This is a genomic window from Clostridia bacterium, assembly GCA_036562685.1.
In the GTDB taxonomy this organism is placed as follows: domain Bacteria; phylum Bacillota; class Clostridia; order Christensenellales; family DUVY01; genus DUVY01.
The window spans coordinates 1-4,671 of the sequence record DATCJR010000107.1; the positions used below are offsets into that span (position 1 = coordinate 1).

The 4,671-nt window shown below is 38.3% G+C and carries 5 protein-coding genes; 3 read left to right on the plus strand and 2 right to left on the minus strand.

What is annotated here, in order from left to right:
• The 3 genes from VIL26_05020 to leuB all read left to right on the plus strand — a co-directional run.
• On the plus strand, nt 1-678 hold a 678-nt coding region (locus VIL26_05020; protein HEY8390293.1), incomplete at its 5' end, for an aconitase family protein.
• Between the two features lie 12 nt (nt 679-690).
• Complete coding sequence (gene leuD / locus VIL26_05025) at nt 691-1,182, plus strand: 3-isopropylmalate dehydratase small subunit (GenBank protein ID HEY8390294.1); 492 nt, start codon at nt 691-693, stop codon at nt 1,180-1,182.
• On the plus strand, nt 1,175-2,245 hold the full coding sequence (gene leuB / locus VIL26_05030; protein HEY8390295.1) for a 3-isopropylmalate dehydrogenase: 1,071 nt from the start codon (nt 1,175-1,177) through the stop codon (nt 2,243-2,245). Before leuD ends, leuB begins: the two co-directional genes overlap by 8 nt.
• A gap of 39 nt (nt 2,246-2,284) precedes the next feature.
• Here the strand turns inward: leuB and VIL26_05035 are convergent, their stop codons facing one another.
• Entirely contained in the window at nt 2,285-3,052 is a 768-nt protein-coding gene (locus tag VIL26_05035) for an NYN domain-containing protein (protein HEY8390296.1), read from the minus strand.
• A 133-nt stretch (nt 3,053-3,185) separates the two neighbouring features.
• On the minus strand, nt 3,186-4,671 hold a 1,486-nt coding region (locus VIL26_05040; protein HEY8390297.1), incomplete at its 5' end, for a hypothetical protein.

Consider the following 4,671-nt stretch of genomic DNA (forward strand, 5'->3'; position numbering starts at 1 on the left):
TCTATGGAGTTTGTGGGCGACGGACTAAAATATCTGTCTATTGATGACCGCTTTACCATAGCCAATATGGCAATTGAAGCAGGCGCAAAAAACGGAATTTTCCCTGTGGATGATATAACCAGAAAATACATAAAAAATAGATTTAAACGCACGCCTGTAGAATATACCGCTGATGAAGATGCTGCGTATGAACAGGTTATAGAAGTCGACCTTTCGGCACTCAAGCCTACAGTAGCTTTCCCTCATTTGCCTTCTAACACACGCACAATCGATAACTGCGGTGATGTTGCAATTGATCAGGTTGTTATTGGTTCTTGTACCAATGGCAGACTGTCTGATCTAAAAATTGCAGCACAAATAATGAAAGGTAAAAAAGTTGCCAAAGGTGTGCGCGTAATTGTTATTCCTGCTACCAATCAAATATACATGGAAGCAATGAAAAAAGGCTATCTTGAAATATTTATGAACGCTGGCGCAATAGTTTCTACTCCTACCTGCGGTCCTTGCCTTGGCGGACATATGGGAATATTGGCCGAAGGCGAAAGAGCAGTTGCAACAACCAACCGTAACTTTGTAGGCAGAATGGGACACCCAAAATCTGAAGTTTATCTAGCCTCACCTTATATTGCTGCTGCAAGCGCAATAACAGGCAAAATTTCTTCACCCGAAAATCTATAACAGGAGCATAAAATGAAAAAAGGAAAGGTTTTTAAATACGGCGACAATGTAGATACCGATGTTATAATTCCCGCAAGGTATCTTAATACATCTATACCCAGCGAACTTGCTTCTCATTGCATGGAAGATATAGATAAGGATTTTGCATCCAAAGTAAGCGAAGGCGACATAATAGTAGCCGGCAACAATTTTGGATGCGGTTCATCAAGAGAGCATGCGCCTATCGCAATCAAAGCAAGCGGTGTTGCATGCGTAATCGCTAACACTTTTGCACGAATTTTCTACCGCAATGCTATTAATATAGGCTTGCCTATTTTGGAATGTCCCGAGGCGGTAAAAGAAATCAACGCTGGCGACAGTGTAAGCGTTGATCTTGCTGCCGGCACCATAACCAATCATACTTCAGGCAAGGTTTATAAAACACATCCTTTTCCCGAAAGTATTCAAGAAATTATTAATAACGGCGGATTATTAAACAAATTAAAGAAGGCGAAAAATGACTGAATACAAAATTGCAGTGATTGACGGCGACGGTATTGGTCCCGAAATAGTTAGTCAAGCGATCAAGGTTTTGAAAAAAGTTGAGACTTTAAGCAATAATAAGTTTACATTTACCCATGTCCTGATGGGCGGATGTGCTATTGATAAATGCGGCGAGCCTTTGCCCCAAGAAACAATTGATATCTGCCTAAAATCAAATGCTGTATTACTAGGCGCAGTCGGCGGTCCGAAATGGGATACATTGCCCGGACACTTGAGACCTGAAAAAGGTCTTTTAGGAATCAGAAGTGCTTTAGGGTTGTACGCTAATATAAGACCTGCTGTTTTATATCAGCCTTTGATTGACGCTTGCCCTTTGAGAAAAGACATTGCTCAAAAAGGCATTGATCTAGTCGTTGTGCGCGAGCTTACAGGCGGAATGTATTTTGGCGAACGCGGAATAACCGATGACGGTAAAACAGCTTTTGATACCGAAAAATACAGCGAATATGAAATAGAAAGAATAGCGTGCATCGGCTTTGAAATGGCAAAAAGTCGCAGAAAAAATGTCATAAGCATTGACAAAGCCAATGTTTTGGAAAGTTCAAGACTTTGGAGAAAAGTAGTAGAAAAAGTAGCCAAAGAATACCCCGACATTACATTTTCTAACATGCTGGTGGATAACGCGGCTATGCAGTTAGTAAAAAATCCTTCGCAGTTTGATGTAATAATCACATCCAATATGTTTGGCGATATTTTGTCCGATGAAGCGTCTATGATTACAGGCTCTATCGGAATGCTTCCCTCTTCCAGCTTAGGAAAAACCAAGCTTGGACTATATGAACCTATTCATGGTTCGGCTCCTGATATTGCAGGCAAAGATATAGCAAACCCTATAGCAACTATACTTTCGGTTGCTATGATGTTAAGGTCTTCAATAGATATGCCGGAATATGCCCAAAAAATCGAAAACGCAATAAACGCTGTATTGGAAAGCGGTTATCGTACAGCCGATATTATGAGCGAAGGCAAAACGCTTGTAGGCTGCAACAAAATGGGTGACCTTATAGCAGATGCAATCAATTAAAAAATAAAAAATTAGCCCTCATTAATGAGGGCTTTTTTGTTATATCCAATCGTTTTTATTCTTTTTTCTGACATAGATGATTTTGATGTTGCCTTCCCCTGCGCGTTCATTTATTTCTATATCAGGAATATCCTTTATCATATATGAAAATTTATCATAGCCGTAGTTTCTGTTATCAAAGTCTGAATGCAGCTTGACTAATCGGTTTTTGAGCTCGCTGAGGTTTAGCCATTCTTCATCGGTATCTTCTATCAGTATTTTGTAGATATCGCGTATAATTTCGGGATCAATACTTCTCTTTTGTTTTGCTCTGGACTTCAATTCTTTTTCAGGCTTTTTGTTTTTGTCCGACTTTTCTTCTTCTTTGGTAGCATCATATATCAGATCAAGGCTGATAAATTTATCGCTTACCTTTCTCAACGACTTAGGCGTTTTTTCTTCGCCCATAGTTATAACAAACATTCCAGATTCACGAAGGCGCGCTATCAGCTTGGTAAAATCGCTGTCGCTTGACACTATACAAAATCCGCCTACGCTTCCGCTGTACAAAATATCCATCGCGTCAATTATAAGGGCGGAATCCGCAGAGTTCTTACCGACTGCGTTGTTAAATTGCTGTATAGGCATAAGAGCATTGTCTAATAAAACACTTTTCCAACCTTCCATGCTAGGCTTGGTAAAATCTCCGTAAACCCTTTTGTAAGTTACTATTCCATATACGGACAATTCGTCCAATATGGTCTTCATATATCTATAAGAAACATTTTCTCCGTCTATAAGCAATGCTATTTTTATGTCGTCAGGCATAAAATCTCCTAAACTTTTTATTTTTACATATTATCAATCAGCATAATGCAGATTAACATTTATAATTAACATTATATCATATATAAATTTTAAGTAATTAAGCAAAAAGGCATCCAATTAGATGCCTTTTTAATTACATTGCAGGTAAGTTATTAATAAATTCAATAATTTGGTCTAACGTCATATTAGCAATTTCACTTCTAGGAGCTGTGGTTATCAAACCTTTGTCATAAAGTGTCTGCATAGTTGTTTCTGTAATAACCTTTTGAATTGCGTCAGGTACCTCGTCCAAAGGTGTATCCGAATCAATCAAGCTCAAAATACCAGAATTGGAAGCGGGATATAAATCGCCAAAAGTAAAGGTATTGATTGCGCTTTCTATTTCGGTAACTTTCCAATATTCTCCTAAAGAGTTTTGTGCTCTAAGTTTTAAAATCAATCTTCCTGTTACGCTGTTTGAATTTGCAGGCTCGTCCAAAATATCAGAAAAAGTAAGGTTATTGAACACTGTATTAAGTTCAGTAGATAAATTGTTAAGCGATGCATTGGTCGCCCATATCTTGTTAAGAATATTGACTCCCATGCCTGTACCAGTAGGCTGTTCTAAAATATCCTGTATGGTAAGAGCGGCAGGCAGATCATTAAGTAGAGCATTAAATTCGCCTAACGTATAAGCTTTTTGATTGCCAAAGCCGTCATCATGAGTCAATGTGCGTATTTTATTTATCAGGCTTGTTGTTACAAAATCAGCTCCGCTTGCAGGCGCATCAATAATTTCGTTTATATAAATGTTGTTCAATGTATTAGAAACATTGGTTGACAGCTGAGTAATGTTTGAATTGGTGTCAAAAATCTTTTGCATTAAAGTTTTGGTTATACCATTCAAAGACGAGTCTTGTGACGGATCAGTCATAACATCTTGAATAGTAAGCGATGACGGCAATTTAGTCATAAGCTGGTTAATGTCTTTTAGTCTATACCAGTCAGGATCTCCTTCTGATATTACTTCTTCGCCTGTAGGAACAGCGGTTGTTCCGTCAGTCTTAAGATAGCGTATTTTATTGATAATGTTTTTTGTGACCTGATCAGTAGAATCATCGGGCGCGTCAATAATCTTATAAATATACAAGTTATCGATTTCATCGTCCAAATCTTTTATCAGCACATCATCTCCAACACTAATGATTTCGGGCAAACTAACTCCAAACACATTTCTTAAGTCTTTTACTGTCAAATTATCGGCATACTTGCTTATACCGTTTTCTCCTTGAATAGTATAAGTTCTCAAGCTCCAAAGCAAAGCCTCGGCGTTTTGAGGCAATTCTCCAGCGTAATTTTCGGGATAATTTTCAAAATCACTGTAAGGCTCACCCAAAATATTACCTATCTTTACTTCATATAAGATATTATCAGACATATTATTGACGGTATATCCTCTAATTGCCCAAAGCAGCGCTGTAGCACCCTCGGGAGCCTTTGATGAAGTATTGCTAAAATCATCATAGGGCGAACCCAAAAGACTGCCGATTTTTACTTCTTCTACTATTTTGGTAGAAGCACTCTTTAATGTATAATTTCTAAGCACCCACAATAATGCAGTAGTGCCTTCGGGCGCAGCA

Coding starts and splice junctions, on each gene's coding strand:
- leuD (HEY8390294.1), top strand. CDS start 691: ATGAAAAAAGGAAAGGTTTTTAAATACGGCGACAATGTAGATACCGAT.
- leuB (HEY8390295.1), top strand. CDS start 1,175: ATGACTGAATACAAAATTGCAGTGATTGACGGCGACGGTATTGGTCCC.
- VIL26_05035 (HEY8390296.1), bottom strand. CDS start 3,052: ATGCCTGACGACATAAAAATAGCATTGCTTATAGACGGAGAAAATGTT.